This is a genomic window from Aromatoleum sp. (genome assembly GCF_036675785.1).
GTDB lineage: Bacteria > Pseudomonadota > Gammaproteobacteria > Burkholderiales > Rhodocyclaceae > Aromatoleum.
On sequence record NZ_JAKFEF010000010.1, the window covers coordinates 100,274 to 125,050 of the forward strand.

The 24,777-nt window shown below is 69.5% G+C and carries 24 protein-coding genes; 11 read left to right on the forward strand and 13 right to left on the reverse strand.

Going from position 1 to position 24,777, the window contains the following annotated elements; genetic code table 11:
• Positions 1–26 precede the first annotated feature (26 nt).
• The gene (locus tag V6M37_RS02065) at positions 27–809 is read left to right on the forward strand and encodes an exodeoxyribonuclease III (RefSeq protein WP_332670636.1); all 783 of its coding nucleotides are present in this window, start codon (positions 27–29) and stop codon (positions 807–809) included.
• Between the two features lie 131 nt (positions 810–940).
• Here the strand turns inward: V6M37_RS02065 and V6M37_RS02070 are convergent, their stop codons facing one another.
• Genes V6M37_RS02070 through V6M37_RS02085 form a run of 4 tightly spaced genes read right to left on the reverse strand, consistent with a single transcriptional unit; the run spans position 941 to position 4,541 of the window.
• The gene (locus V6M37_RS02070; protein WP_332670638.1) at positions 941–2,083 is read right to left on the reverse strand and encodes an ABC transporter permease; all 1,143 of its coding nucleotides are present in this window, start codon (positions 2,081–2,083) and stop codon (positions 941–943) included.
• 1 nt (position 2,084) lies between these two features.
• A complete protein-coding gene (locus V6M37_RS02075; protein ID WP_332670640.1) occupies positions 2,085–3,023 on the reverse strand; it encodes an ABC transporter ATP-binding protein in 939 nt (312 codons plus the stop codon).
• Between the two features lies 1 nt (position 3,024).
• Positions 3,025–3,987 carry an HlyD family secretion protein gene (locus V6M37_RS02080; protein WP_332670642.1) on the reverse strand — a complete coding sequence of 321 codons (963 nt, stop codon included), beginning with the start codon at positions 3,985–3,987 and terminating at the stop codon, positions 3,025–3,027.
• The gene (locus tag V6M37_RS02085; protein ID WP_332670644.1) at positions 3,984–4,541 is read right to left on the reverse strand and encodes a TetR/AcrR family transcriptional regulator; all 558 of its coding nucleotides are present in this window, start codon (positions 4,539–4,541) and stop codon (positions 3,984–3,986) included. The genes V6M37_RS02080 and V6M37_RS02085 overlap by 4 nt, the downstream gene beginning before the upstream one ends.
• A 244-nt stretch (positions 4,542–4,785) precedes the next feature.
• Between V6M37_RS02085 and V6M37_RS02090 the strand changes: the two genes are divergently transcribed.
• Genes V6M37_RS02090 through V6M37_RS02100 form a run of 3 tightly spaced genes read left to right on the forward strand, consistent with a single transcriptional unit; the run spans position 4,786 to position 5,818 of the window.
• Positions 4,786–5,100, forward strand: coding sequence for a DUF883 family protein (locus tag V6M37_RS02090; RefSeq protein WP_332670646.1), 315 nt, complete (start codon positions 4,786–4,788; stop codon positions 5,098–5,100).
• A 5-nt stretch (positions 5,101–5,105) separates the two neighbouring features.
• Positions 5,106–5,489, forward strand: a complete 384-nt coding sequence (locus V6M37_RS02095; protein WP_332670648.1) for a phage holin family protein — start codon at positions 5,106–5,108, stop codon at positions 5,487–5,489.
• Complete coding sequence (locus V6M37_RS02100; protein ID WP_332670651.1) at positions 5,486–5,818, forward strand: YqjK family protein; 333 nt, start codon at positions 5,486–5,488, stop codon at positions 5,816–5,818. The genes V6M37_RS02095 and V6M37_RS02100 overlap by 4 nt, the downstream gene beginning before the upstream one ends.
• Positions 5,819–5,874: 56 nt before the next feature.
• Here V6M37_RS02100 and upp read toward each other — a convergent pair whose 3' ends face one another.
• Positions 5,875–6,510: a uracil phosphoribosyltransferase gene (gene upp, locus V6M37_RS02105; protein ID WP_332670653.1), complete on the reverse strand. Its 636-nt coding sequence runs from the start codon at positions 6,508–6,510 to the stop codon at positions 5,875–5,877.
• A gap of 111 nt (positions 6,511–6,621) precedes the next feature.
• Here upp and V6M37_RS02110 point away from each other — a divergent pair, with 111 nt between their 5' ends.
• Positions 6,622–7,179, forward strand: coding sequence for a hypoxanthine-guanine phosphoribosyltransferase (locus V6M37_RS02110; RefSeq protein WP_332670655.1), 558 nt, complete (start codon positions 6,622–6,624; stop codon positions 7,177–7,179).
• An 11-nt stretch (positions 7,180–7,190) separates the two neighbouring features.
• Positions 7,191–7,529 (forward strand): DUF1840 domain-containing protein, encoded by a 339-nt coding sequence (locus tag V6M37_RS02115; protein ID WP_332670656.1) that lies wholly within the window; start codon positions 7,191–7,193, stop codon positions 7,527–7,529.
• Positions 7,530–7,689: 160 nt separating this feature from the next.
• Here the strand turns inward: V6M37_RS02115 and V6M37_RS02120 are convergent, their stop codons facing one another.
• The 5 genes from V6M37_RS02120 to V6M37_RS02140 all read right to left on the reverse strand — a co-directional run bounded on the left by V6M37_RS02120 (position 7,690) and on the right by V6M37_RS02140 (position 14,622).
• Complete coding sequence (locus V6M37_RS02120; protein WP_332670658.1) at positions 7,690–9,408, reverse strand: cation acetate symporter; 1,719 nt, start codon at positions 9,406–9,408, stop codon at positions 7,690–7,692.
• Entirely contained in the window at positions 9,405–9,713 is a 309-nt protein-coding gene (locus V6M37_RS02125) for a DUF485 domain-containing protein (protein WP_332670660.1), read from the reverse strand. Before V6M37_RS02125 ends, V6M37_RS02120 begins: the two co-directional genes overlap by 4 nt.
• Positions 9,714–9,896: 183 nt before the next feature.
• A complete protein-coding gene (locus tag V6M37_RS02130) occupies positions 9,897–11,495 on the reverse strand; it encodes a sulfatase-like hydrolase/transferase (RefSeq protein ID WP_332670662.1) in 1,599 nt (532 codons plus the stop codon).
• Between the two features lie 100 nt (positions 11,496–11,595).
• Positions 11,596–14,031, reverse strand: a complete 2,436-nt coding sequence (locus tag V6M37_RS02135) for a putative bifunctional diguanylate cyclase/phosphodiesterase (RefSeq protein WP_332670664.1) — start codon at positions 14,029–14,031, stop codon at positions 11,596–11,598.
• Between the two features lie 186 nt (positions 14,032–14,217).
• Positions 14,218–14,622 carry a TerB family tellurite resistance protein gene (locus V6M37_RS02140; RefSeq protein WP_332670666.1) on the reverse strand — a complete coding sequence of 135 codons (405 nt, stop codon included), beginning with the start codon at positions 14,620–14,622 and terminating at the stop codon, positions 14,218–14,220.
• Positions 14,623–14,859: 237 nt separating this feature from the next.
• On the opposite strand from V6M37_RS02140, the gene V6M37_RS02145 reads away from it, so the two are divergent.
• From V6M37_RS02145 to V6M37_RS02160, 4 genes are all read left to right on the forward strand, one after another.
• Positions 14,860–15,165 carry a hypothetical protein gene (locus V6M37_RS02145; protein WP_332670669.1) on the forward strand — a complete coding sequence of 102 codons (306 nt, stop codon included), beginning with the start codon at positions 14,860–14,862 and terminating at the stop codon, positions 15,163–15,165.
• 96 nt (positions 15,166–15,261) lie between these two features.
• Complete coding sequence (gene alr, locus V6M37_RS02150) at positions 15,262–16,326, forward strand: alanine racemase (RefSeq protein WP_332670671.1); 1,065 nt, start codon at positions 15,262–15,264, stop codon at positions 16,324–16,326.
• A 188-nt stretch (positions 16,327–16,514) separates the two neighbouring features.
• Positions 16,515–18,206, forward strand: a complete 1,692-nt coding sequence (locus tag V6M37_RS02155) for a hypothetical protein (protein ID WP_332670673.1) — start codon at positions 16,515–16,517, stop codon at positions 18,204–18,206.
• A 110-nt stretch (positions 18,207–18,316) separates the two neighbouring features.
• Positions 18,317–18,658 carry a DUF2249 domain-containing protein gene (locus V6M37_RS02160; protein ID WP_332670675.1) on the forward strand — a complete coding sequence of 114 codons (342 nt, stop codon included), beginning with the start codon at positions 18,317–18,319 and terminating at the stop codon, positions 18,656–18,658.
• A gap of 48 nt (positions 18,659–18,706) precedes the next feature.
• Here V6M37_RS02160 and V6M37_RS02165 read toward each other — a convergent pair whose 3' ends face one another.
• The 3 genes from V6M37_RS02165 to V6M37_RS02175 are packed head-to-tail and all read right to left on the reverse strand — an operon-like array spanning position 18,707 to position 22,661.
• Positions 18,707–20,185, reverse strand: coding sequence for a B12-binding domain-containing radical SAM protein (locus V6M37_RS02165; protein ID WP_332670676.1), 1,479 nt, complete (start codon positions 20,183–20,185; stop codon positions 18,707–18,709).
• Entirely contained in the window at positions 20,182–21,387 is a 1,206-nt protein-coding gene (locus V6M37_RS02170) for a DegT/DnrJ/EryC1/StrS family aminotransferase (RefSeq protein ID WP_332670679.1), read from the reverse strand. The genes V6M37_RS02165 and V6M37_RS02170 overlap by 4 nt, the downstream gene beginning before the upstream one ends.
• On the reverse strand, positions 21,384–22,661 hold the full coding sequence (locus tag V6M37_RS02175; RefSeq protein ID WP_332670681.1) for a glycosyltransferase family 9 protein: 1,278 nt from the start codon (positions 22,659–22,661) through the stop codon (positions 21,384–21,386). Before V6M37_RS02175 ends, V6M37_RS02170 begins: the two co-directional genes overlap by 4 nt.
• A 336-nt stretch (positions 22,662–22,997) precedes the next feature.
• Here V6M37_RS02175 and V6M37_RS02180 point away from each other — a divergent pair, with 336 nt between their 5' ends.
• Entirely contained in the window at positions 22,998–24,440 is a 1,443-nt protein-coding gene (locus tag V6M37_RS02180) for a diguanylate cyclase (protein ID WP_332670683.1), read from the forward strand.
• The last annotated feature ends 337 nt before the right edge of the window (positions 24,441–24,777 follow it).

Below are 24,777 nucleotides of genomic sequence, written 5' to 3' on the forward strand. Positions count from 1 at the left end.
CTTCCACTTTGAGCTGATCCGGCCGAATGTTACGCGTCATCACCCTCAACCTCAACGGAATCAGGTCGGCCACCGGCAAGGGCTTTCTCGACTGGCTCGGCGCGCAGAATGCGGACGTCGTCTGCGTGCAGGAGCTGAAGGCGCAGGCGGGCGACCTGACCGACGCGATGCGCCATCCGGACGGCTATTCCGGCCATTTCCACCACGCCGAGAAGAAGGGCTACAGCGGCGTCGGGCTCTACACACGCCGCGCGCCCGACCGCGTCGTCGAGGGCCTCGGCATTACCGACATCGACGCCGAGGGCCGCTTCCTGCAGCTCGATTTCGGCGCGCTGTCGATCGTATCGCTGTACCTGCCGTCGGGATCGAGTTCGGACGAGCGCCAGCAGGTCAAGTTCGCGTTCATGGAGCGCTTTCTGCCGCACCTCGCGTCGCTGCGCGCATCAGGGCGCGAACTGATCGTCTGCGGCGACTGGAACATCGCGCACAAGGAAATCGACCTCAAGAACTGGAAATCGAACCAGAAGAACTCGGGCTTCCTGCCCGAGGAGCGCGCCTGGTTCACCCGCGTGCTCGACGAGCAGCAGTGGGTCGACGTCTATCGCCGGCTGTATCCGGAAGCCGGCGGCGAAGGCTACACGTGGTGGTCGAACCGCGGCCAGGCGTGGGCGAAGAACGTCGGCTGGCGCATCGACTACCAGCTCGCGACGCCGGGGGTCGCGGCGACCGCGCGCAGCGCGGCGGTCTACAAGGAGCAGCGGTTCAGCGACCATGCGCCGCTGACGGTCGAGTACGGCTGGGCGTTCTGAAGCCGTCATCCGGCGACGCGGCTTCCTCCGGGATTTCCCGGCGACCGGCCCGCCGCGCGAAGTCGCCGGTAGCCAGTAGTCCGCGGACGGCCGATGCGCGGTGAGCGGTCGCCCGGGACAGCCCGAACGCGTCAATCCAGCGTCCGCCTGAACGTCTTCAGACCAATCGCGAGCACCGCGACGGTGAATGCGACGATCGCCCAGATTTGCGGCCACAGCAGGTCGAGGCCGTTGCCTTTCAGCATGATGCCGCGCACGAGCATGAGAAAATGCGTCAGCGGCAGCACGCTGCCGACGACCTGCGCCCACTCCGGCATCCCGCGGAACGGGAACATGAAGCCCGACAGCAGCATCGACGGCAGGAAAAAGAAGAAGGTCATCTGCATCGCCTGCAATTGGTTGCGCGCGATCGAGCTGAACGTGATGCCGAGGGTCAGGTTCGCGCAGATGAAGAGCAGCACGACCGCGTAGAGCAGCGCGAGGTTGCCGAGCATCGGCACGCCGAAGATCCAGCGCGCGGCGACGAGCACGAGCGTGACCTGGACGAGGCCGATCAGGATGTAGGGCACGATCTTGCCGGTCATCACCTCGATCGGCGTCGCCGGCGTCGCGAGCAGGTTCTCGAACGTGCCGCGCTCGCGTTCGCGCGTCATCGCCAGCCCGGTCATCAGCACCATCGTCATCGTCAGGATCACGCCGAGCAGGCCCGGGACGATGTTGTACGCGGTGATGCCTTCCGGGTTGTAGCGGCGATGCACGCGCAGGTCCACGAGGCCTTCGTCCGCCGGCTGCGCCCGCAGCGCGCCGGGCAGCCCGGCCGCGAAGACGTCGCGGCCGAGCCGGTTCAGCACCGAGATCGCACCGGCCGCGGCCATCGGATCGGTCGCATCGGCTTCGACGAGCAGCGTCGGGCGTTGCCCGCGCACGAGGTCGCGGTTGAAGTCGGGCGGGAAGGTGACGACGAACTGCACGTCGCCGCGGTCGAGCAGCCTGTCGGCCTCGCTGCCGCTCGCCGCGCCGCCGACGATGTCGAAGTAGCCGCTGTTCTTCATCGCCGCGACATAGGCACGCGAGAACGGCCCCGGATCGGCCATCACCACGGCCGTCGGCAGGTGCTTCGGGTCGGAGTTGATCGCGAAGCCGAACAGCATCAGCTGCAGGATCGGAATGCCGATGATCATGCCGAACGTCAACCGGTCGCGCCGCAGCTGGATGAACTCCTTCAGCAGGATGCCGAGCCAGCGGGACAGGGAGAAGCCGTAATGGCGCGGCATGTCAGCCTTCGAACGGGTCCTCGGCGGACTGCATCAGGTGGATGAACGCGTCCTCGAGCGAAGGCTCGACGCGCTCGACCGCGATGTCGTTGTGCCGCGCGAACGCCTGCAGGCTCGCGGCGAGCGTCGCCGCATCGCGGCCGCTCGCGTGCAGCCGGGTGCCGAAACTCGCGACCTGCTCGACGCCGTCGAGGCCGCGCAACGCGTCCGGCAGTCCTGGCGCGCCGCCGCAGTCGATCGACCACGTCGCCAACGCCTGCGCCGCGACGACCTCGTCCGCAGTGCCGGCGGCGAGCAGCCGTCCGTACGCGAGATAGGCGAGCCGGTGGCAGCGCTCGGCTTCGTCCATGTAATGGGTCGAGACGAGCACGGTGATGCCGGCGTCGGCGAGGCGGTGGATCTCCTCCCAGAAATCGCGCCGCGCCTTCGGGTCGACACCGGCGGTCGGCTCGTCGAGCAGCAGCAGGCGGGGTTCGTGCAGCAGGCACGCGGCGAGCGCGAGGCGCTGTTTCCAGCCGCCCGACAAGGTGCCTGCGAGCTGATCGCGGCGACCGGCGAGACCGAGGTCGTCGAGGGCGCGGCCGACCGCGGCGCGGCGCTCGCGCATGCCGAACATCCGCGCGACGAAATCGAGGTTCTCGGCGATCGTCAGGTCCTCCCACAGCGAGAAGCGCTGCGTCATGTAGCCGACCTGGCGCTTGATTGCGCCGCTGTCGGTCATGACGTCGAGCCCGAGACAGGTGCCGCGGCCGCTGTCGGGCGTCAGCAAGCCGCACAGCATCCGGATCGACGTCGTCTTGCCGCTGCCGTTCGGGCCGAGAAAACCGAAGATCTCGCCTTCGCGCACCTGCAGCGCGAGGTCGCGGACGACGTGTCGCGGGCCGAAGTGCTTGTTGATGCCGGACACGTCGATCGCGAGGTTTGCGTTGCCGGCGGCCATTTCAGTTTCCCGCCGCAACGACGTCGACCGGCACGCCGGGGCGCAGGATCGCGGCGAGCGCCGGCGCGGGCACCGCTTCGACGCGGAACACGAGCTTCGCGCGCGCCTTCTCGCTGTAGATCACCGGCGGCGTGTATTCGGCCTCGGGCGCGACGAAGTCGATGCGCGCCTCGAACGCTTCGCCGCAACCGTCGCAGCGCACGGTGACGGCCATCCCCGGCGCGAGGCCGGCCACTTCGCGCTCGGGCACGTAGAAGCGCACGCGGCGGCGGCCGTCGGGCAGCAGGCTAGCGACCGGCTGGCCGGCGCCGACCCACTCGCCCGGCTCGAAATAGGTCTCCGCGATTTCGCCGGCGGCGGGCGCGGCGACCGTCTTGCGCGCGAGCTGCCACTCGCGCAACTCCGCCTCGGCCCCGGCGGCTTCGAGTTCGGCGCGCGCACCGGCGACTTCGGCCTTGCGGCCGAAGCTCGCGCGATACGTCGCCAGCTGCTGGCGGGCGGCATCGAGGCGGGCCGCCTCGCCGTCGCGCGCGGCGCGGGCTTCGTCGAGCCGCGCCTGCGAGATGAAGCGCGACGCGGCGAGCGCCTCCTGCTGCGCGAGTTGCGTGGTCGCGAGGCGCAGCGCGGTTTCGGCCGCGTGGACCTGGGCTTCGAGCGCGGAGATTTCCGGCGGGCGGCGCGGCTCGCTGAGGTTGTCGACGCGGCTGCGGGCCGCCTCGACGCGGGCTTCAGCCGAGGCGAGGGCCTGCGCGTCGGGATCGGACGCGAGCGCGAACACCTGCTCGCCGGCGGCCACCCGGGCGCCGCGCGCCGCATCGAGCGTCTTCAAATAGCCCGCCTGCGGCGCCGCAAGATACACGAACTCGCCCTCGACGTAGCCATTCCACACGGCGTCGCGCCCGCCGCCGCAAGCCGCGAGCAGCACGCCGGCCAGCACGGCCACGCGACGGAAAACCCCTCTCATCCGGCGTTCCTCCCCCCGTCGTGCGCAGCGACCAGGCGCAGCACCTCGGCGACGCCGCGGTGCACTTCGTCGAGCGACGCGTCGCTCTGCCGCGCGAGGTTCATCACCGCGAGGCCGACGAGTGCGGCGTGCACGACCAGCAGCTGGTCGGACGTAACATGAAAGCCTCTCGCGCCGAGCAATTCTGCGAAACGCGCCCGGACGCGCCCGATCAGGCCGGACAACGCGTCGCGCAGCTCGGGCTCACTGTCGGCGGCGACGATGAGACCGAGCAGTACGCGGACCGGCGCCTGCCGTGGCAGTAGTTCGCCGAGCTGCTGCGCGAGATCGTTGGGGCCGCCGCCAGCCGTGGCCACGCTGAGACCGTCGACGACCTGCTCGACCGCAGTCTCGGCGATCGCGAGCAACAGCCGGTTCCGGGTCGGAAAGTAATACGTCAGGTGGCTCTGGCTCACGCCGGCGGCCTTCGCGATGCGCGGCTGCGTGAGCATTGCGATGCCCTGCGTCCGAAGGAGTTCGACGCCCGCAGCGAGGATGCGTGATCGGATGCTCATGGCCCGGCACCGTGTTGCAGGATGGATTTTGGTAGGGTTACCAAACGACTCGCACGATAGCAGCGGCCGCGGACGACGGCAAGCGGGGCGCGTGCCGATGCGAATGCCGCCAGGCTCGGCGAGGATCGTCGTGGGGCAGAACACCCTGTATCCACGCGCGAATTGCCTTCGCATCCGAATCGGGCTAGCCTTTATCCGGATCGCGCGCCCGCGCGAATGTCATGACCTTGAGAGGGGTACGAAGATGCAGAACACGACCGACGCCGTTTCGCGGGACAAGCTCATCGCCGACTTCAAGGTGGTCGTCGCGGACGCCGAGGAATTGCTGAAGCTCACCGCCGGGCAGGCCGGCGAGAAGCTGACCGATGTCCGCACGCGCCTCAACGATCGGCTCGCGGTCGCGAAGGACCGTCTCGCGGACGCCGATCTCGCGGTGCGGCAGCAGACGAAGAAGGTCGTCGACGTCACCGACGACTACGTGCACAAGAATCCGTGGCAATCCGTCGGCGTCGCGGCCGGCGTCGCGTTCCTGCTCGGCCTGCTCGTCAGCCGCCGCTGACACCCGTGCAGCAGGACCGGAAGCCGCGTCTCGCCGCGAGCCTGCGCGGCTTTCTCGATGCCGGGCTCGCGACCGCCCAGACGCGGCTCGAACTGCTCGTCGTCGAAGCCCAGGAAGAAAAGCTGCGCCTGTCGCGCCTGCTCCTGAACCTCGTGCTCGCGGCGCTGCTCCTCGGCTTCGGCGCGGCGTTCCTCACGATTTTCATCACGGTGCTGTTCTGGGACGAGCACCGGCTGCTCGCGCTGGGCCTCGCGACGCTAGCCTTGTTGGGGGCCGGCCTCTTCACCGCATCGACCGCGGCGGCCGAACTGCGGCGTGGCAGCGGGCTGTTCGCGGCGAGTCTCGCCGAACTCGCGCGCGATCGCGAAGCGCTGCGGCCGGAAGAATGAGCCCGGAGCTCGTCCGCTTCGCGCTGCGCAAGCAGCGCCTGCAAATCCGCGCCGCGCAGCAGCGAAACGACCTCGGGGCCGGGCTGCAGCGCGTCGACGCGCTGCTCGACGCCGTGGACCGCGCACGGGAGGGCGCGAGCTGGATCCGCGAAAAGGTTCCCGTGTTCGCCGCTGCCGCGTTGATCGTCGCGGTCGCCAAACCGCGCTTCGCGTTCCGCGTGGCGCGCCGCGCGTGGCTGGGATGGGTGGTCTATCGCCGGCTCGGTCCGCGGCTCGCGCCGCTCGGGCAGCTGATCGGCCGCCTGCGGCGCGTGGCCGCGGGCGCGTGAAGGGACCGGCAACGGTTCCTTGACCGCGTTAATGCCGGTCGGCGCCGCCTGGCGCGTCAGACGTTGTGCTTCGTGCCGAAAATCTTGTCGCCGGCGTCGCCGAGGCCGGGGATGATGTAGCCCTGCCCGTTCAGGTGGCTGTCGATGCTCGCGGTGAAGATCCGGACGTCGGGGTGCCGTTCCGCCATCAGCCGGACGCCTTCGGGGGCCGCGACGAGGACGAGCGCGCGAATGTGCCGGCAGCCGGCGCGCTTGAGCATGTCGACGGTCGCCGCCATCGTGCCGCCGGTCGCGAGCATCGGGTCGATGATCAGCGCGAAGCGTTCGCCGAGGTCGCCGACGAACTTCTCGAAGTACGGCGCGGGCTTCAACGTCTGCTCGTCGCGCGCGACGCCGACGACGCTGACTTTCGCGCTCGGGATCATGTCGAGCACGCCGTCGAGCATGCCGAGGCCGGCGCGCAGGATCGGCACGACGGTGACCTTCTTCCCCTTGATCCGCTCGATCTCGACCGGGCCCGCCCAGCCCGCAATCGTCACCGTCTCGAGCTCGAAATCCTGGCTCGCCTCGTACGCGAGCAGACGGGCGATTTCGGCGGTCAGCTCGCGAAACTTCTTGGTGCTTATGTCGGCCTCACGCATCAGACCGATCTTGTGGCGAACGAGTGGGTGATTGAGCTGCTCGATGGACATTCGGGGTTCTCGGCGGGGCGTCACGGCGGAGTTTAACCGCAGGCCGGACCGCGGTGCGGTCCGGTAGAATCGCGCCCCGAATCATTTGAAACACTTCAGGAGGACCGCGCGATGCCGGTCGACATGGATGAAATCATTCGCGCGCGAGAACAGGCCGACTGCCTCGCCGACGCCGCCGCGGTCGACGCCGCGCTTGACCGCATGGCCGCGGAAATCACGGCGCAGCTCGGCGACAGCAACCCGCTGGTCTATACCGTGATGAACGGCGGCATGATCCTCGCCGGCCGCATCCTGCCGCGGTTGCCGTTTCCGCTCGAGGTCGCCTACCTCCACGCGACGCGCTACGGCCACGCGCTGAAGGGGACGCAGCTCGACTGGCGGGTGCGTCCGACGCACGACCTGCGCGGCCGGACCGTGCTCGTGCTCGACGACATCCTCGACGAGGGCCACACGCTGCGCGCGATCCTGCAATACCTGCGCGACGAGGGCGCGAAGGACGTCCGCGCCGCGGTGCTGACGCACAAGCTGCACGACCGCAAGGCGTCTCCGGGGATGCGGGCCGATTTCACCGGGCTGGACGTCGCCGACCGCTTCCTGTTCGGCTGCGGCATGGATTACAAGGGCTACTGGCGCAACGCGCCGGGTATCTACGCGGTGAAGGGACTCTGAGGAGGTTCGCGATGCTGGTCGTATTCAAGTCGGATGCCGCCGCCGACGTCATCATGTTCGGCGACGTCGCGAAGAAGCTGCTCGCGATCCTGGGCAAGGACACGGACGTCGCGAAGGGCATCGTGACGGTCGAGCAGTTGCCCGACGCAATCACCCGCCTGCACGCGGCGATCGACGACGACAAGGCGCGTCAGGCCGCGCAGGGCGAAGACGAGGACCGCGACGACGAAGCCGGGCCGGCGCGGAGCGGCATGGCCGCGCCGGTCGGTCTCGCGCAGCGCGCGTGGCCGCTGCTCGAGATGCTCGAAGCGTCGAAGAAGGAAGGCGTCCCGGTCGTCTGGGGCGTGTGAGACCCGGCGTCCGGGTCGGTGCTTCGACCGGTACGGGCGCCCGCCCGAATTCCGCAGGCCCGGCCTGAACAAGAAAATGCGGCGGCGACCTTCCGGTCGCCGCCGCATTCTCCACTCACCGCCGCCCGTCACCCCTGGCGGGCAGCGGTTCGGGTGAAACTCAGTGGGCCGAAGCCGCCGCCGCGCCGATGCCCGTCTCCGAACGCACCTTCTGCGCGAGGTAGCCGGCGCGGTCCATCTTCGCGCGCTGGCTGTTGTCGAGGATCGAGAACAGCCAGATGCCGATGAAGCCCGCGGCCATCGAGAACAGCGCCGGCGACGTGTAGGGGAACAGCGCCGAGCCCTTCGGGTTGCCGAGCGTCGCTTCCCACACCGACGGCGACACGACCGTCAGGCCGACCGCGGTGATCAGGCCAAGGAAGCCGCCGATCGCCGCGCCGCGCGTCGTGCAGTCCTTCCACAATACCGACATGAACAGCACCGGGAAGTTGGCCGACGCGGCAATCGCGAACGCGAGCGACACCATGAACGCGATGTTCTGCTTCTCGAACGCGATGCCGAGCACGACGGCGACGATGCCGAGCACGATCGTCGTGATCCGCGACACGCGCAGTTCGGACGCCGAATCCGCGTTGCCCTTCTTGAACACCGTCGCGTACAGGTCGTGCGACACGGCCGAGGCGCCCGACAGCGTCAGACCGGCGACGACCGCGAGGATCGTCGCGAACGCGACCGCCGAGATGAAGCCGAGGAACACATTGCCGCCGACCGCGTTGGCGAGGTGGATAGCGGCCATGTTGCCGCCGCCGATCAGGACGCCCTTGCCGTCGAGGAAGCCCGGGTTCGTCGACACCAGCACGATCGCGCCGAAGCCGATGATGAAGGTCAGCACGTAGAAGTAGCCGATCCAGGTCGTCGCCCAGAACACCGACTTGCGCGCTTCCTTCGCATCGGGAACCGTGAAGAAGCGCATCAGGATGTGCGGCAGACCGGCGGTGCCGAACATCAGCGCCATGCCGAACGAGATCGCCGAGATCGGGTCCTTGATGAACGAGCCCGGGCCCATGATCGCCTGGCCGAGGATGCCCGCCTCTTCGGGGGACTTGCCGGCGGCGAGAGCCGATTCGGCCTTGATGCGCACCGCGTCGGCGAACATCGCTTCAGGCGAGAAGCCGTAGGCGAGCAGCACCATGAAGGCCATGAACGACGCGCCGGCGAGCAGCAGGCAGGCCTTGATGATCTGCACCCACGTCGTCGCGGTCATGCCGCCGAACAGCACGTACACCATCATCAGCGCCCCGACGATGACGACCGCCATCCAGTACTCGAGACCGAACAGCAGCTTGATAAGCTGGCCGGCGCCGACCATCTGCGCGATCAGGTAGAACGCGACGACGACGAGCGTGCCCGACGCCGCAAACGCGCGGATCGGCGTCTGCTTGAAGCGATAGGCCGCGACGTCGGCGAACGTGAACTTGCCGAGGTTGCGCAGGCGTTCGGCCATCAGGAAGGTGATCACCGGCCAGCCGACGAGAAAGCCGATCGAGTAGATCAGGCCGTCGTAGCCGTTGGCCATCACCGCGGCCGAAATGCCGAGGAACGATGCCGCCGACATGTAGTCGCCGGCGATCGCCAGGCCGTTCTGGAAGCCGGTGATGCCGCCACCGGCGGTGTAGAAGTCGGCCGCCGACTTCGTCTTCGACGCGGCCCATTTCGTGATGTAGAGCGTGCCGAGCACGAAGGCGCCGAACATCGTGATCGCGGTCCAGTTCGTCGCCTGCTTCTCGGCCTGGCCCAGATCGCCGCCGGCCGCAAGCGCGGCGGCCGACAGCAGCGCGAGGGCCAGCCCCGCGCTCATTTGCATGAAACGGCCGCTCATTTGCCGCTCTCCTTGACGATTTCGCGGGTCAGTGCGTCGAACTCCGAATTCGCACGGCGCACGTAGATGCCGGTGATGATGATCGTGAACACGATCACCCCGAATCCGACCGGGATGCCGACGGTCATCACGCCTTCGCCGAGGCGCCGTGCGAACAGTTCCTTGTCGAACGCGATGATCGCGATGTAGCCGTAATAGACGATCATCATGATCGCGGTGAGCAGCCAACCATATGACGAGCGCGTCTTCACGAGGCGCTGGTACTTCGGGTTGGCAGCGATGATTGCCACCATATCGTTCTGCATGTCTCCTCCATCGAGCGTAAGTCAGGCCGGTCTTTCTTCCGGACAGACGAAAAGTAGCCGCGGAGACTTACGTCCGGCTTACGCGGTCGCAGAACCTACTTTTATTTAGGTATAAATTTTCTTTTTATATTTTGGTGCTACCCGAAGGCCGCTATCGGGTGGCAAAAGCGGGGGCGGCGCGGCTCAGTTGACCGGAATCAGCTGACGCTGGCGGGCGATGGCCGGCGGTTCGGGAGGCACGCCGAGCGGGGACCCGCCGGCGACGGCCGGCGGAGACTGCCAAAGGTCGCGGTAGGTCTCGCTGAAGTTCATCAGTTGCTCGTTCATCCGCGCGATGCGGTCCGCCGGGCGCGTCGCCGGCGCCGGACCGATTGCCGAGTAGCCGAGACCCGCGCGGCCGCCTTCGACCTTCAGGCCGATGAGATCGAGCATCGTCGGCAACATGTCGAAGTGCGTCACCTGCTCGGTGTTCTTCGTCAGCCGCTTGCCGCCGATCAGCAGGTTGAAGACGGTGCGGTGCGGATTGCTGGCGAGCTTTTCGTACGACGTGTTGCCCATCGCGAGATGGTCGCCCTGCACGACGATCGCGACGCGGTCGAGCCAGCCTTTCGCGGCGACGTACTCGATGAAATCCGCGACCTGCCCGGCGGTGCATTCGACGATGCCGTCGAAATCCTCGCGGCCCTCGCGGGCGCATTGCGCCGACAGGTGCCCGTACGGGTGATGGGTGTCGATCGTCAGGATGTTGAGGTTGAACGGCTTGCGCTTCTTCATCAGTGCGGCGAGTTCGGTGCGCGCGCCGCGGAACAGATCGTCGTCGTGCAGGCCCCAGCCGCTCATCGTCTCGGGTGTTTCGCCCGCACGGATCCATTCTTCGCGCCCGACCACCTTATCGTAATGGTGATCGCGGAAGAACTTGCCGACGCCGCCGAACGCGAGGCTCGAGCCGTTCAGGAACACGTTCGTATAGCCTTCGTCGGCGAGGATGTCGCCGAGGCAGCGCGCCCGCGGCAGGAAACGGTCGACCTGCTCGCCCTGCGCGTTGCCGCCGAACAGCGCCACCGACTTCAGCGGCAAGCCGCACTGCGTCGCGACGAGGCCGGCGATCGTGAAATGCGCGCCGGGCATCTGGCGGTAGTCGTCGAACGAGACGCCCCGCGCCTTCAGCCGGTTGAGCCGAGCGAGCAGGTCGCGGCCGAACAGCGCCGGGTCGGAGTAGGTGTTTTCCAGGCTCTCGACGTAGATCAGGATCAGGCTCTTCGGACGCTCGCGGTGCAGCTTGATGTCGCGCGGATCGACGTACGACCCGGCGAAATAGTCCTCGCCGAAATAGGTGCGGACGTAGCTCGCGAGCGAGAAGCTGTCGATGAAGATCCCGACGCCAGCCCCGAGCACGACGAGCGGCACGCTGTACGACAATGCGCGACGCAGCGTCGGCGCGGCGGCGAGCGCAACCCGGCGAGCGAATCCGCGCGCCGCCGCGCCGAGTTTCAGCAGCGACGGCATCGGCGGCGTTCGCGGGTGGGCGCGCAGGTAACGGAGCCACGCGTCAAGGCCGCACAGCGCGAGGCCAAGCGCGACGGGGAGCGCCAGGCCGCGCCACAGAAAGCGCGTCAGCAACTCCGGGTCGCTCGTCAGCAGCCCGTCGGTGCCGAGATTCAGGTGATACAGGACTTGATCGATGCTGACCGAACCGAATTCGTCGGTCAGCCAGTCGGAGACCGCGTAAAGGAAGCTGCCCGCGAAATACGCGAGCGGTGCGAGGAATCGACGCAGACGCATGGCCAGGCCCTCCGGAGGCCCGCCTCCGGGGGCATCAGCCTGGGCAAATCCCGGAAGGTGCGCAATATTACAGCAATGTTAAGACCAGTATAGAACGGCGTCAGGCGCAGCAAAGCTGCGCCTCCTCGGCGAGGATCAACTCGAATCGCGCCGCGGAAACGGGCGGGCTGAACAGGAAGCCCTGGCATTCGGTGCAGCCCGCGTTGCGCAGGAACTCGCGCTGCGCTTCGGTCTCGACGCCCTCCGCGACGACGGTGAGGCCGAGGCTGTGCGCGAGGGCGATCGTCGCTTCGACGATCGCGCGGGCGCCTGCGTCCCCGGGCAGGTCGTGGACGAAGGAGCGGTCGATTTTCAGCTGGTTCAGCGGAAAGCGCTTCAGATACGCGAGCGACGAGTAGCCGGTGCCGAAGTCGTCGAGCGCGAGCTTCACGCCGAGCGCCGCGAGCCGCTCCATCAGCCCGATCGCGCGTTCGGTGCCTTCCATCAGCATGCTCTCGGTCAGCTCGAGCTCGACACGCGACGGATCGACGCCGGTCGTCGCGAGCGCACGGCGCACCGCCTCGTCGACGTGCCCGCGCAACTGGCGCGCGGACAGGTTGACCGCGACGCGGAATCCGGCCGGCAGGCGGTCGTCCCACGCCTTCACCGTGCGGCACGCGTGTTCCAGCACCCACGCGCCGATCGACACGATCAGCCCACTCTCTTCGGCGATCGGGATGAATTCGCCGGGCGGCACGAGGCCGCGTTCCGGATGCCGCCAGCGCACCAGCGCCTCGGCGCCGGTCAGCCGGCCGCTGTGCGTGCACACCTTCGGCTGGAAATACAGCTCGAACTCGTCGCGCGCGAGCGCCCGCCGCAAGCCCTCCTCGGTGTCGAGCCGTTCGAGCGCGCCGGCGTTCATCGACGGCCTGAAGAAGCGATAGCGGTTGCGCCCGGCGCGCTTGGCCTGATACATCGCGACGTCGGCGTGCTTCAGCAGCGTCTCGAGGTCGTCGCCGTCGCGCGGGTGGAAGCTGACGCCGATGCTCGCGCCGGTGATGATCTCGTGGCCTTCGACGAGGAACGGCGCGGACAGCGCGTCGAGGATGCGCTGCGCGACCTGCCCCGTCTCGCTGCGGCCGTGGCGGGGATCGATCGGCAGCAGCAGCGCGAACTCGTCGCCGCCGAGCCGGGCCGTCGTGTCGCAGTCGCGCACGATGCTCGCGAGCCGCTCGGCGACCAGCGTCAGCAGCACGTCGCCCGCCTTGTGGCCGAGGCTGTCATTGACCGGCTTGAAGCGGTCGAGGTCGATGAACATCACCGCGACGTGGGTCTGCTGGCGCCGCGCGAGTTGCAGCGCGTGCTCGACCCGGTCCTCGAACAGGCGCCGGTTCGCCAGGCCGGTCAGCGCGTCGTAATACGCGAGCCGGGCGATGCGCTCCTCGGCGAGCCGTTTCTCGGTGACGTCGTAGAACATCCCGATGTAATGGACGATGTCGCCGCTCGCGTTGAAGTCGGCGCTCAGCGTCAGCCACTGGCTGTAGACCTCGCCGTTCTTGCGCCGGTCGGTGATCTCGCCCTGCCACGAGCCCTGCGTGCACACCGTCCGCCACATCGCCTCGTAAAAGGCGTCGTCGTGCCAGTCGGACGCGAATAACGGCGGCTTGCGCCCGATCGTCTCGGCGGCCGAATAGCCGGTGATCTCGGTGAAGGCGCGGTTCACCTCGAGCGCGTTCAACTGCGTATCGACGAGGACGATGCCCTGGATGCTGCGCTCGAAGACGCCCGCGGCCATCCGCATGCGCTCGTTCGCGAGCTGCAGCTCGCCGCTCTTCGCGAGCAGGTCCGTCTCGCTCGCGCGGATCGACGCGTACTGGCCTTGCAGGATCTGGTCGGCGCGCCGGACGATCAGCATCAGCACGACGTAGAACACGCCGAAGACCGCGACGAGACCGCACAGCAGGCGCAGGCTGTCGCCCTTGATCTCGTCGACGTCGGCCGACACGTCGGTGTACAGCTCGAACACCGCGCGCACCGGGCCGACATCCTCGCTGCGGATCGGGATGTAGCTCGACACGACGTCAACGTCCTCGATCTCGCCCTCGGTCGCGCTCATCCGGCCGCGGTGAACCAGCTCGCTCATCAGGCGACCGTCGCGCGCGGCGAGAAAGCCTGCGTTCGACCGCTTGTCCTCGCCGATCTCGCGCGGCACCGACGAAAACACCGCTGTCCCGTTCAGGTCGTAAATCTTGATCTTGACGATCGGCACGCCGGCCGACAGCTCGCGCAGGCGCGCATCGAGTTGCCGCGTCATCGGCCGCTCGCGCAACGCGTCGGCGTCCAGGCCCGCGCTGTCGACGACGGCGGGGCCGAAGGCCGGCCAGACGACGTTCGCGAAGCTGCGCGCGAGCATCTCGTTGCGCGCCCCCGCCATCCCGGTGCGTTCGATGATTTCGCTGCTGCGGTAAGCCCACGACAGCAACAGGGTCATGAGGACCACCGCGATGCCGCTTGCGAGCGAGAAATACCGGCTCAGTCTGAACATCGCGTTGCGCATTGCAAAATCCCGCCCGACGGTCCCCTTCGACCAGCCTTTCGCTGGCGCGTGATATCGGCGGCGATGACGCCGCCCGGGGATGATACGGACTAAGCCGCGATCGGCAAGGGGCGATCCGCCGGCGCCGCGCAGTCGGTCACGCTCCGGGGCCGGCGCGGAGCGCTGCGTGGAGAACGGGCGCGGCCGTCAGTCGCGCAGCTGCTCGAGCGGAATCTCCCAGCGCGTCAGCACGTTGCGCAGCAGCGTCTGTTCCGGCGGACTGATGACCCCGTCGGATTTCGCGAGCACGAGCATCGCGCGGCAGACGAGCTCGCGCAGTTCGGGGTCGGTGACACGATCCACCGTCCGCTCGAACTCCTCGATGTCGACGAGGCGCGGGGTCCTCGCAGGGTCCGCGCCGTCGAGCGTCCGCTCGCAGCGCTCGATCACGGCTCCGACGAGCGCGTCGCGGGAAACGCCGAGGAGCTGCGCGATGCCGTGCCGGTCGAGCGCGTCGACCTCGCGGTTCGCGAGCATTCCGTCGGCGAGCATCACCTGCGCGACCAGTTCGACGGCGACGGCACGTTGTTCGTCCAGATTGAGAGGTTTCACGATTCCGAAAGAGAGTGGATGGCCTCGATGGACCGCGTCGCGGTGCGATTGGTTTCCGCACGGGTGTCACGGAGGAGCGCGAGCCGGTCGAGTCCCGGCCCTGCGGGCTGCCGTTGCCAAGTCGTCACCGGAGTTCTTGCCGTTGCCCGTCGCCCGCGATTGTCACGACCGGCCATTTGACGGAACATCGCGTCCGCGGCCGCGCTCGGGCGGCCTTCACCCCCGTCCGGAGCCGTCATGCGTGCCGTAGTCCGCTTCATCCTCGCCGCCACCCTCGCCGCCCCGATCCTTGCCGGCGCGCAAACCCGCATTCCGTCGCTCGATCAGGAAGGGCGCCGCGGAGACGTCGGCCGCGCGGCGCAGCAGAAGGCGGTCGAGCGCTTCGACGGCGCCGACGCGGACAAGGATCAGCGGCTGTCGCGCGACGAAGTCGCCGCGCATTTCGAGTACATCGGCGCGAATTTCGACAGGATGGACGCTGACCGCGACGGCTTCCTGAACTGGAACGAGTTCATCGGCCACGACCGCTGGAAGAAGGAGTAACCGCGGCGGCAAAACGGCAGCGATCCGTCATGTGATCCGGGTCCCCCGTTGTGGCAAAGTAACGGCTCCGCTCACCACGCCGAGCCACCCCGCCGCATGAGACCCTCCCGCGCCCTGATCGACCTCGACGCGCTGCGTCACAACTACTTCCTCGCGCGCCATCTCCACGGCGGGCGCGCGCTCGCCGTCGTCAAGGCGAACGCCTACGGTCACGGCGCGCTCGAGTGCGCGCGCGCGCTCGCCGCCGACGCGGACGGTTTCGCGGTCGCATTCCTCGAAGAAGCGCTCGAACTCCGCGCGGCGGGGATCGAACAGCCGATCCTGCTGCTCGAAGGCATCTTCATGCCGGACGAACTCGACGAAGTGATCCGCCACGACCTGTGGATCGTCGTCCATCACGCCGAGCAGATCCGCATCATCGATCACGCGAAGCCCGCGCTGCCGCTCGAAGTGTGGCTCAAGATGAACAGCGGCATGAACCGCGCCGGCTTCCTGCCGCACGAACTGCGCGCGGCGTGGCAGCGCCTCAAGGACAGCGGCAAGGTCGGCGGCATCACGCTGATGAGCCACTTCGCGCGCGCCGACGAGCCTCACGTCATCGCGACCGCCGAACAGGTCACCGCGTTCGACAGCGCGACACGCGACCTGCCCGGTCCGCGCAGCCTCGCGAACTCCGGCGCGATCCTCGGCTGGCCCGCCGCGCACCGCGACTGGGCACGCCCGGGGATCCTGCTCTACGGCGCCGACCCGATGCCCGGCGAGCCGAACGGCCTGCGCCCGGTGATGACCCTCGAAAGCGCCGTGATCGCGATCCGCGAGATCCCGGCCGGCGCGCCGCTCGGCTACGGCGCCCGTTTCCACGCCGAGCGCGCGACCCGCGTCGGCCTCGTCGCGCTCGGCTACGCCGACGGCTACCCCCGCGCCCTCCCCGACGGCACCCCGGTCGCCGTCGACGGCATCCGTACGCGGCTGATCGGGCGCGTGTCGATGGACCTGCTGACCGTCGACCTCACCGACCTCCCCGACGCCGGCCTCGGCAGCCGCGTCGAACTGTGGGGCGCGAACATTCCGGTGAACCGCATCGCGGAAGCGGTGAACACGATCTCGTACGAGCTGCTGTGCAACGTGAAGCGGGTGCGCTTCGAGTATTCCGGCGGCTGACACGAACGGCGGCGACAGCCGGCGCGGCGCGTCCGCCGTGAAAGATCCGGCGGGCGGCGCAGGCGGCCCACGTCGCTCGCGGCTGGCTCCGCGAGAAAATCGCCCGCCGATCTTTGCGGCGCGGCAGCCGATCCGCCCGAGGCGCGGTCCAATCCGGCATTCGTGTGCGTTGCCCGGGAGACCGCAGGATGTCCCACTGCCGCGGCCGTCATCCGCTTTTCTGCCGTGCCGTCGCGGCGCGCAGACAGCGATCTGCGCACATCCGCAGCGCGGACCGTCGCCTGTCTTTCCTGCTCGCCGTCACGATCGCCTGCGCACTCGCCGCGTGCGCCGCGCCGCAGCCGCGCCCCGCTGCGGAGACCGCAGCCGCGCGCTGCGTCGCCCTCTTCGAACGCGTCGATGCGGTGGTCGCGCGGGAAAGCGTCGGCGATGCGATGGCGGCGCGCATTCGCGGCTTCCCGCAGCTGCGCGTCGACCGGCTGCTCGCGAGTTTCCGCAACGAAGTCGGCGACCGGGACGCGCAGCGGTTCTGGATCGGCCGGCTCGCCGCCCTCGACGCGGACGCGCGCGCCGCGGAACTCGCGAACCTTCCGGACGCCGCTCGCGCCACGCTGGTCCGCAACACGGCCGGCGCCAGCGACGCGGACAGCCACCCGGCCGGCGACCGGCTGGGACAACTTTCAGCCGCGGGCGTCCGCAAGCTCACGACGGCGCTCGACTGGTGCCGGGACGCCCTCGTCGAAGCGGATCTCGCCGACGCCGGTTTGACCGAAGCGAAGCCGATGAACGCCGACGGCCGCGCGGCCCCGGCCGTCGCGCGCACGACGCGGCTCGACGCGCTGCGCGCCGCGGCGACGGTGCCGGACGACTACAGCCTCGCCCGCCGCGTCGTCGGCCTCTATCCGCTGACGCGCATCCCGTTCGCCGCCGGCGTGCGCGCGTTCGAGCGCGACGTCGCAAGCGTGTTCGCGTTGCCGCTCGAAATGCTGCCCCGGCGGGGCCGGCTGCTGCGTTTCGCGCCGGCGCCCGCGCCGCTCCCCGACCGCCCCCTCATCGCAACGATGCTTCGCGGCGCGTCGGCGAACGCGCTGCGGGCGCCCTATCCCGACGCGCCAACGCTGCGCCGGCTCGCCGCAGCCTATGCGCCGGTGTTCGAGATCGACGTCGCGACCGAAGACGACCGGCTCGGCAGCCCGCGCTGGCCGGCGAACGGCCCGGCGGTCATCGACGTCGCCGAACCGGCCGTCTTCTATCGCGCCGCACGCACACGCGTCGCCGACCGCGTCCTGCTGCAACTCGTCTACACGGTCTGGTTTCCGGCGCGGCCGCGCGAGCACCGCTTCGACCTTCTCGGCGGGCATCTCGACGCCCTCGTCTGGCGCGTGACGCTCGCGCCCGACGGCGAGCCGGTGCTGTTCGACAGCATCCACGGCTGCGGCTGCTACCACTTCTTCTTTCCGACGCCGCGGGCCGAGCCGCGGCCGGCACCGCCGACGCTGGACGAATGGCGCTTCGTGCCGCAGACCGTGCCGCGCCACGCGCCCGGCGAGCGCGTCGTGCTGAGGGTCGCCGCCGGCACGCACTACCTCCAGCGCGTCCGCTACGAGAAGGCCCCGGCGGGCGAGACGATCCGCTACGCCCTCGTGCCCGACGACACCTTGCGCAGCCTGCCGCGCGCCGACGGCAGCCGGCACAGCCTGTACGGCCCGGACGGCTTCGTCGCCGGCAGCGAGCGGGCCGAGCGCTTCGTCTTCTGGCCGATGGGCATCGTGAACCCCGGCGCGATGCGGCAATGGGGACGTCACGCGACGGCGTTCGTCGGGCGTCGGCACTTCGATGATCCGCGCCTCCTCGACGAGCGATTCGCGGTTTTCGAGTGAGCGCCCCGCCACCCGAATTTCTTGTTTTAACTCAAGGCGACGCCCCCGGCCGCTGCCTAGGATTCCTCCCATGCGGCCCTTGCCGCACCCAACCCTTGAGGACCATACAGATGAGCGACCTTCCGATCTTCGACAACAACGTGTTTCCGTTCGACGCCCGCGGCGTCGCCAAGCGCTTCCGCCACGCGGCGATCTTCGGCGCGCTCGAGTCGCTGCAGGACGGCGAGACGATGCGCTTCGTCAACGACCACGACCCGCTGCCGTTGCTCGGCCAGATCCAGCAGCGCTACGGCTCGCAAGTGCAGATCAACTACGTCGCGCGCGAACCGGGCAACATCGTCATCGACTTCGCGATTCGGCTCGGCGCGGAAGAGCCGGCGCCGGAAGCGAACGCGCCGCGCGCGGGCGGTTGCGGCGGCGGCGGCGGCGGCTGCGGCTGCTCGGGTCACTGAGCGCTCCGGGCGCGCGGCCGATCCCTTTATCTGATCTTTACCCGCCCTTTACCGGCCGCGCAGCAGATACGCGAGCGCGGCCGGCGCGCGGCCGAGCGCGTGAAACGAACGGTAGTACCGCCAGTGGCGCACGAGATGACGTGCCGCGAATCCGGGGCGTAAATAGAACGCCCGGTAGAAGCGGCGCTGCAGCCGCACGAGTTCCGCCGCCGGAATCCGGCTGCAGTTGCTCTGCGCCGCGAGATAATGATAGTCGGCCGAGCGGGTGCGCGCCGTTTCCGGCAATTCCTTCCACAGCGCGACGTCCGGGTAGGCGCGGTACAACTGCACCTGCAGGTAGTCCGGACGGATGCGACGCGCGAGCGCAAGCGTCGCTTCGGCGTCGGCGAGCGTCTCGTCCGGCATCCCGACCATGAACAGCGCGACCGACCCGATCCCGCTCGCTTCGAGCAGCGCGAACCCGCGCTCGGTCGCCGCGATCCAGCCCGGCCCGTCGCCGGTCTTGCCGAGGTGTTCGATCAGCCGCGGGGAGCCGCTGTCGACGCCGATCTTCAGCAGCACTGCGCCGGCCGCGTGGGCCGCGTCGACCCGCTCCGCGTCGAGTTCGTCGGGCCGCGCGTTCGCCATCCACGGCAGCGCGGCGCCGCGCCGCACAAGTTCGTCGGCAAGCCGCAGGAAGCGGGCGCGGTGCACGAGGAGCGAATCGTCCTCGAACGCGATCGCCTGCGCGCCGGCGTCGCGCAACGCGAGCACTTCGTCGACGACCCGCGTCACATCGCGCTCGCGCAAGTCGCGACCGACGCTCTTGCGCACGATCGCAGTGCAGTGCCGGCACGGGCGCGGACATCCCCAACTCGCCAATACATAGCCCCAGCGCGCGACCGGCCGGCCGCGCACCGGGAACGGGAACGCGTAATCGCGCAGCTCGCCCTCGCCGAAGCGCGGGATCGGCAGCGCATCGGGTTCGCGCACGAGTTCGGCGACGCCCGCGTCGAGGCGGCGGCGGCATTCGGCCCGCAACGCGGCGAGCGGCTCGCCGCCCCGCAGGCGCAGCACGAGGCGCGGCGCCTCCTCTTCCGGCTCGCCGGGCAGCGCGAGATCGAAAGCCTCGTCCCAGCCGGGGAAGCCGGTGCGTGCGACGTGCTGCACCTGCTGCCCGACCGCGATCGTGACGACGCCGGCCGCGCGCAGCGCCGCCCCGACCCGCACGGATTCGTCGAGACACCACGTCACCGCCCGGATCACCGCGTAGCGGGGACGGCGCGCGAGCACCGCGGCGACGCACTGCTCGACCGAGAAGCGGCCGAGCCAGCCGTCAACGAGCGGCACCGGCGCGCCGAGCGCGTCTTCGAGCCGCGCCTGGATGTATTTCAGGTCGAGCGCCGGGTGCAGATGGCGCGGGTGACCGGTATGCCGCCCGGCTTCGCGGTCGACGCGCAGCAGGACGACGCCGCCCGCACGGTTTGGCCGGGCGTCGTTCGCCATCACGTCGAGCGCGGCGCTCGCGGCGCTGTCAGCGGCGTTCATCGCAGTTCCGCGGCGAGGCGGTCGAGCGTCGCGACGATGCGCTCGCGCCGCCGCCGCGGCATTCCGTCGTGAAGCGGAATCAGCACGGCGCGCGAATGCGCGTGCGCAGCCCCCGGGCAGTCGCCGAAGCCGAGCATCGCCGCCGTGTCGTCCATCACCTCGCCGCCGATGCCGAGATCGAGCCCGGCCCGCTGCGCGGCCGCCCGCAGCGCGACGATGTCGCCGTCGAACAGTGCGACGAGGTTGTAGAACGCCGGCGTCCCGCTGCCGTCGCGCCGCTGCACGGTGAAGCGTGCCGGGAGCTGGCCGACGATTTCGTCGCGCACCGCGCTCAGCCGCCCGTCGCGCGCCTCCACCTGTGCGAGACGGCGCAGCGCGAGCCGCGCCTGGAATCCGGTGAAGGCCCCCGCCGCGCCGCGCACGCGTTCGTTCGCGCGGCGATAGAAGCGGTCGAAACCGCCGGCCCGGCGGTCCGAGAACATCAGCCGCGCGAGAAGCCCGTACGCGGGACTGCGCACGACCATCTCCTCGGCGAATTTGACGAACGCCTTGCGCACCGCCGGCCGTTCGCGGCGGGTCCGGCCGGCGAGCCGCGCACGGATCGTGGCGGCGAGCGCGTCGTCGGCCGTCGTGCAGACCCCGCCGCCGAACGCGGCGACCGCCTTCGTCGCCTCGAGGCTGAACAGCGCGGCGCGGCCGAAGGCGCCCACGGCACGGCCGTCGACCCGCGCGCCGAGCGCATGGGCGCAGTCCTCGATGACCGGCACGCCGCGCTCGTCCGCGAGCGCGCAGATCGCGCGGATGTCGCACGGCGCGCCGAGCAGATGCACGACGAGAATCGCCCGGGTGCGCGGCCCGAGCCGGCGCGCGACACGGTCCGGCGTGACGTTGAGACTGGCCGGATCGATGTCGGCGGGCACCGCGACGACGCCGCGCGCGGCGATCAGCGGCAGGAGCTCGCCGAGCGTGTAGGCGGGAATGATCAGCTCGTCGCCCGCGCGAAGACCGAGGCCGTCGAGGATCAGGCCGAGCGCATCGCGTCCGCTCGCGGTGGCGAGCGCATGAGGCACGCCGACATAGCGGGCGAACGCGCGTTCGAACGCTGCGACATCGGCTTCCGCGCGTTCGGGCGGTGCGAGCAGCGCGCGCACGGCGTCCGCGAGATCGTCAAACTCGAACGCAATGCGCCGGCGCGGGATCACGCTTCGGCTCCCGCGCCGCGTCCGTCGATGAACCCCGGCGGCCGACTCGCGCCCCCGGCGAGGAGCACCGCGCGCGCCGCGGCGAACACTTGCGCGACCGTAATCCGCTTCATGCACTGATTGTCCTTGCAGCGCGTGCGCCGCTGGTTCCCCGCATTCACGCACGGCGAACACGGCAGTCCGGCGCTGATCACCGCCGCGTTGCCGAGCGGGCGGAACAGCGACGGCGTCTCGGGCCCGAACAGCGCGATCACCGGCAGCACGCTGACCGCCGCGAAGTGCGCCGGCCCGGAGTCGTTGCTGACCAGCAGCGCGCTCAGGCTGAACAGCGCGGGCAGCTCCGCGAGCGTGAACAACCCCGCGACATCGGCGCAGCGCGCGTCACCGACGTCCGCGGCGATCGCGGCGGTCGTCGCGGCGTCCTCGTCGGCGCCGATCAACAGCACGTGCACATCGCCGAACTCCGCGAGCACGTCGCGGATCAGCGCCGCGAAATGCGCCGGCGGCCAGCGGCGCTGCGGCAGCATCTCGCTCGCATTCGCATTGACCAGCACCAGCCGCGCGGACGACAGGCTGCCGACTCGCGCCGCGAGCTTGCCGCGCACCGCGTACAGCTCGGCCGGGCTCACATTGCGCGGCTCGATCCGCGGCGCCTCCGCCGTCTCCGGCGGGGCCGGTGCCGCATCGACGGCGGGCGGAAGCAGCGCGTCGACGAGCCGCAGATAGTTCTGCGCCATGTGCCGCCCCGGATCGAACGCGACCGGATGCGAGTAGAGATCGCCGCGGTACAGACCGGCACCGTCGAAGCGGTGGAAGCCGACGCGCCGCCGCACGCCGGTGAGCACGCAGAGCACCGCGGTGAGGCGCGTAAATAGCTCGCCGTCGACGATCGCGTCGATCTCGCGCCGGCGCACCCAGACGAGAAAGCGGCAGGCGTCGCGCACGAGTTCGGCCGCCGATCCGGTGCGGATCAGGAACACGTTTTCGCCGCTGAGCGTCGCGGTGATCGCGAGGCTCCCGACGTTGCGCGCGAACGTCACGCAGCAGGTTCGCGCGCCCGTCCACGCCCCGAGCGCGCGCAGCGCGGGGTCGGCAAGGACCATGCTCCCCGACTCGGCGAGTTGCACGAACAGCACGTGCTTCGGGGCGGCGGTCCCCACGCTCGCCGTGGACGGCCTGACGAAGCGGTACGCCCGCCGAAGCAGCGTCAGCGCCGCACACGCGGGCACGCCCAGCCAGCGGTCGACACGGCGGAAAGTGTCGTGGCCGATCATTTCGCGGAGATCGGATCGGACCAGCCGGACGACGGGGAGAACGGACGGAAGAAGACGTAAGGAAACATCGGCATGAAGAAGATCCGGCACGACGGAACCGGTTTTTGCGTTGCGTCGCGGCCGGAATATACCGCGCTTTCGCGCCGCGGGTGGCGCGATGCCCCATCGCGGGCTGCGATTCCGGTCGGGCGGCACAAGACGCCTGTTACGATGCCCGCGAGATATCGCGCGCACGTTCGCGCGGGACGATTACGATAGCGGTTCGGGACGAAAGGTGCCCGAACCATCCAACAACGCGGGCTCCGGCGAGAACGGGGCGACAGGGAGTGCCTCCGAATGAGCGGAAACCAGTCTTTGTCGAACACTTTCGAAGACGGATTCCGCCGGTCGCTGCTGCAGCCTGTCGTCGACCAGTCTCCGGCGCTGATCGCCGTCGTGAGCCGGAAGGGCGCGTATCTGTTCGCCAACGCGCAGTTCGCGCGCGTGCTCGGCCTGCCCGCCGACGCCCTCGTCGGCCGCAACGAAGACGACGTGCTGCGAACGGTCGACGGCGCGGAGATTCTTCGCGTCGACAAGCCCGCCGCCGAAGCCGGCCCGGCAAACTTCGTCGAGGAAGGTCCGATCCGCGGTCGGCGCCGGCGTTTCATCATGTCCCGCTACCCGCTGCGCAACAGCGACGGCGAAGCGATCGCGACCTGCCTCAGCGCCACCGAACTCAGCGCCACCGAACTCGCCGGCGGCGAGCCGTGCGACGACGTGCGCGCGGCCCTCGCGATCGTCGAGGAACGGAACAACGAGCTGCAGCGGGCGCTGGAACAGATGGAGCACCTCGCCTACACCGACCGTCTGACCGGTGCGTGGAACCGGCGACATCTCGAAGACGCGGCGCTGATCGAGATGTCGCGCGCCGAACGTCACGGCTTCCCGGCCTCGATGCTGATCATCGACATCGACCACTTCAAGGCCCTCAACGACAGCCACGGCCACGCCGTCGGCGACCGCGTGCTCGTCGATCTCGTCTGCTGCATCCGCAACGGCATTCGGCGCGCGGACACCGTCACCCGCTGGGGCGGAGAGGAATTCGTCGTCCTCGCGCCGGACACGCCGCTGCACGAGGCGGAGCAGCTCGCCCGGAAGATCCGCGACCACGTCGCCGCGACGGTGTTCGTCGAAACCCTCGCCGTCACCGTAAGCATCGGTGTGGCCGAATACGAGTGCGGCGCCGGCCTGGAGTCGTGGTTCGCGCATGCCGACCGCGCGCTTTACAGGGCGAAGAGCGGCGGCCGCAACCGGGTGGTCTGTGATCCGCTTACCGCCTTCCGTGCCACGCTCAAAAGGCCCCGGCGCTCGCCGTTGCAGCTCAACTGGCGCGACGCCTACTGCAGCGGACATGCGCTGCTCGATACGCAGCACGAGCGCCTGTTCGAGCATGCAAATCTCCTGCTCGACGCGATCGTCTCCCGCGCCTCGCGCGAGGATACGCTGCGCATCGTCCACGAGCTGCTCGCGGACGTGCGCGAGCACTTCGCCGACGAGGAACGCATCCACGCCGAAGCCGGCTTTCCGGACCGCCGTGCCCATGCCGCCGAGCACGCGCGCCTTCTCGACAAGGCCACGGGCATGTTCGAGCTGATCGTCCGCGACGACGTGCCGGCGATCGATCTATTCCAGTTCCTCGCGTACGACGTCATCGCGCAGCACATGCTGGGCTCGGATCGTAGCGCGTTTCCCTACCTGGCAAGGCACGAGGAAAGCCGCGACGGCCGCGTGTCGAATTGATCACGCTCCGCTGCCGGCGGTCTTCCCGGAAATCCGGCCGGCCGCGATAATTGATGCGCATCCGACTTGCCGGTCGAACACGGAACCTTCGCGGCCGCCGGTGCGACAAACACCAGGCGTCGCCCGGCTCTCGGGGGGAGGGGGGAAAGCCGCCCGACGCGCCGACGGGAGCCGCCGCGCGGGCGCCGGGATACCAGCGGCTGCCATGGACGAATCGCGCGACAACGCCACCGACCCGAGATCCACCCGAGCACACATGCCACTTCCGCGACGCATCGCGATGCCCGGCCCGCCCGCCCGCGTGCCGGTTGGCACGCGACCCCGCCGCGCGCGCGGC

What these genes read in the sequence shown, in the direction of transcription:
- V6M37_RS02065 (WP_332670636.1), top strand. Translation starts at nt 27, where the DNA reads ATGTTACGCGTCATCACCCTCAACCTCAACGGAATCAGGTCGGCCACC.
- V6M37_RS02070 (WP_332670638.1), bottom strand. Translation starts at nt 2,083, where the DNA reads ATGCCGCGCCATTACGGCTTCTCCCTGTCCCGCTGGCTCGGCATCCTG.
- V6M37_RS02075 (WP_332670640.1), bottom strand. Translation starts at nt 3,023, where the DNA reads ATGGCCGCCGGCAACGCAAACCTCGCGATCGACGTGTCCGGCATCAAC.
- V6M37_RS02080 (WP_332670642.1), bottom strand. Translation starts at nt 3,987, where the DNA reads ATGAGAGGGGTTTTCCGTCGCGTGGCCGTGCTGGCCGGCGTGCTGCTC.
- V6M37_RS02085 (WP_332670644.1), bottom strand. Translation starts at nt 4,541, where the DNA reads ATGAGCATCCGATCACGCATCCTCGCTGCGGGCGTCGAACTCCTTCGG.
- V6M37_RS02090 (WP_332670646.1), top strand. Translation starts at nt 4,786, where the DNA reads ATGCAGAACACGACCGACGCCGTTTCGCGGGACAAGCTCATCGCCGAC.
- V6M37_RS02100 (WP_332670651.1), top strand. Translation starts at nt 5,486, where the DNA reads ATGAGCCCGGAGCTCGTCCGCTTCGCGCTGCGCAAGCAGCGCCTGCAA.
- upp (WP_332670653.1), bottom strand. Translation starts at nt 6,510, where the DNA reads ATGTCCATCGAGCAGCTCAATCACCCACTCGTTCGCCACAAGATCGGT.
- V6M37_RS02110 (WP_332670655.1), top strand. Translation starts at nt 6,622, where the DNA reads ATGCCGGTCGACATGGATGAAATCATTCGCGCGCGAGAACAGGCCGAC.
- V6M37_RS02115 (WP_332670656.1), top strand. Translation starts at nt 7,191, where the DNA reads ATGCTGGTCGTATTCAAGTCGGATGCCGCCGCCGACGTCATCATGTTC.
- V6M37_RS02120 (WP_332670658.1), bottom strand. Translation starts at nt 9,408, where the DNA reads ATGAGCGGCCGTTTCATGCAAATGAGCGCGGGGCTGGCCCTCGCGCTG.
- V6M37_RS02125 (WP_332670660.1), bottom strand. Translation starts at nt 9,713, where the DNA reads ATGCAGAACGATATGGTGGCAATCATCGCTGCCAACCCGAAGTACCAG.
- V6M37_RS02130 (WP_332670662.1), bottom strand. Translation starts at nt 11,495, where the DNA reads ATGCGTCTGCGTCGATTCCTCGCACCGCTCGCGTATTTCGCGGGCAGC.
- V6M37_RS02135 (WP_332670664.1), bottom strand. Translation starts at nt 14,031, where the DNA reads ATGCGCAACGCGATGTTCAGACTGAGCCGGTATTTCTCGCTCGCAAGC.
- V6M37_RS02145 (WP_332670669.1), top strand. Translation starts at nt 14,860, where the DNA reads ATGCGTGCCGTAGTCCGCTTCATCCTCGCCGCCACCCTCGCCGCCCCG.
- alr (WP_332670671.1), top strand. Translation starts at nt 15,262, where the DNA reads ATGAGACCCTCCCGCGCCCTGATCGACCTCGACGCGCTGCGTCACAAC.
- V6M37_RS02155 (WP_332670673.1), top strand. Translation starts at nt 16,515, where the DNA reads ATGTCCCACTGCCGCGGCCGTCATCCGCTTTTCTGCCGTGCCGTCGCG.
- V6M37_RS02160 (WP_332670675.1), top strand. Translation starts at nt 18,317, where the DNA reads ATGAGCGACCTTCCGATCTTCGACAACAACGTGTTTCCGTTCGACGCC.
- V6M37_RS02165 (WP_332670676.1), bottom strand. Translation starts at nt 20,185, where the DNA reads ATGAACGCCGCTGACAGCGCCGCGAGCGCCGCGCTCGACGTGATGGCG.
- V6M37_RS02175 (WP_332670681.1), bottom strand. Translation starts at nt 22,661, where the DNA reads ATGATCGGCCACGACACTTTCCGCCGTGTCGACCGCTGGCTGGGCGTG.
- V6M37_RS02180 (WP_332670683.1), top strand. Translation starts at nt 22,998, where the DNA reads ATGAGCGGAAACCAGTCTTTGTCGAACACTTTCGAAGACGGATTCCGC.